A 1,087-nucleotide genomic window follows, 5' to 3' on the forward strand; every position below is an offset into this window, starting at 1 on the left:
TCACCGGCCGCGCACGCCTGGGCGGTGCCGGCCGGCCAGGGCTGCGGGTCGCAGCCTGGCGTGCGGTGTGGGGTGCGCTGCACAACAACGGTGTCTACGCCGAGCGGTACCGACACCTCACCACCCGAGACGACAACCGGCTCAAGCCCACCCAGCCCCAGACCGTCGTTGCCGCAGCAATCCTGCGCCAACTCCACGCCGTGGTCACCACCCGCACCGCCTGGGACCCAGACATCGCCCGCTACGGCCTCCTCGCCGCCACCCGCGCGACCGGCGCCACCACCGCGTCGACTGCCGCCTGACCACCACCTCGTCGCGTCAGGCGCGACGCCCACAAGCAGGGCCGGGGACCAGCCTTCTGCGGCATCGAGAATCAACAGCTCGTCGACCATCACAGGCCCCCCGGCCCGTCGTCACCACAACCCGATCACACGCTGTCGAGCCACCAAGCTCCATTACCGCTATGCAGGGAAACGACGACAACGCTTGACGCAGAACACCTCACGCTGATGGTCGGGCGCTCTTGGGTGACACTTGCGGTGTGGAGAAGCAGCGAGAGACTCATTCCCGCGTCGTCGCTGGCGTACGCGAGTTCTGGTGGACCGAGAGCCTCTGGGCTGCGGCTGAGGGCCTGTCGACGGTGTCGGTCCCCATCGCCAACATCGCTGAGTTCGACCAGAACTGTTGGTTCGGCGACACCCCTCCCACTTGCCGCGAGGTGGCTGAACACGCACGCCGCATAGAGGCCGCTGACTTGAGCCATCCCATCATCCTCAACAGCAGTGGCGGCCTGATGGATGGCGGCCACCGGATTGCACGGGCATGGCTCGATGGGCGCATGGAGGTGGACGCCGTTCAGTTCGACTCTGATCCGGCCCCGGACTGGACCGTTCCCGACCTGCGGTGACGACTGCACAAGCGCCGGCAGGACCGCGTTCTAGTGGCGGCATGGTCCGGCGGAGCCCGCGGGGCGGCATAGAAAGACGTTCTAGGTAGCCGCAGGCGGGGTCGTTGGTGGACAGGGGAACGTCCTCCCTGGTGCGGTGTTTCGGGCTTGGTGTCCCAACCCCACTCAAGGAGGACGTTC

At 67.4% G+C, this 1,087-nt stretch carries 2 protein-coding genes; both read left to right on the forward strand.

Annotated elements, in window-relative coordinates:
• Positions 1 to 302, forward strand: a 302-nt coding sequence (locus FZC61_RS23300) for a hypothetical protein (RefSeq protein ID WP_170286249.1), incomplete at its 5' end; no start/stop codon positions are given.
• 239 nt (positions 303 to 541) lie between these two features.
• Positions 542 to 907, forward strand: a complete 366-nt coding sequence (locus FZC61_RS22810) for a chromosome partitioning protein ParB (protein WP_148616562.1) — start codon at positions 542 to 544, stop codon at positions 905 to 907.
• Positions 908 to 1,087 lie beyond the last annotated feature (180 nt).

This window comes from Nocardioides rubriscoriae (assembly GCF_008087085.1).
Taxonomy (GTDB): Bacteria; Actinomycetota; Actinomycetes; order Propionibacteriales; family Nocardioidaceae; genus Nocardioides; species Nocardioides rubriscoriae.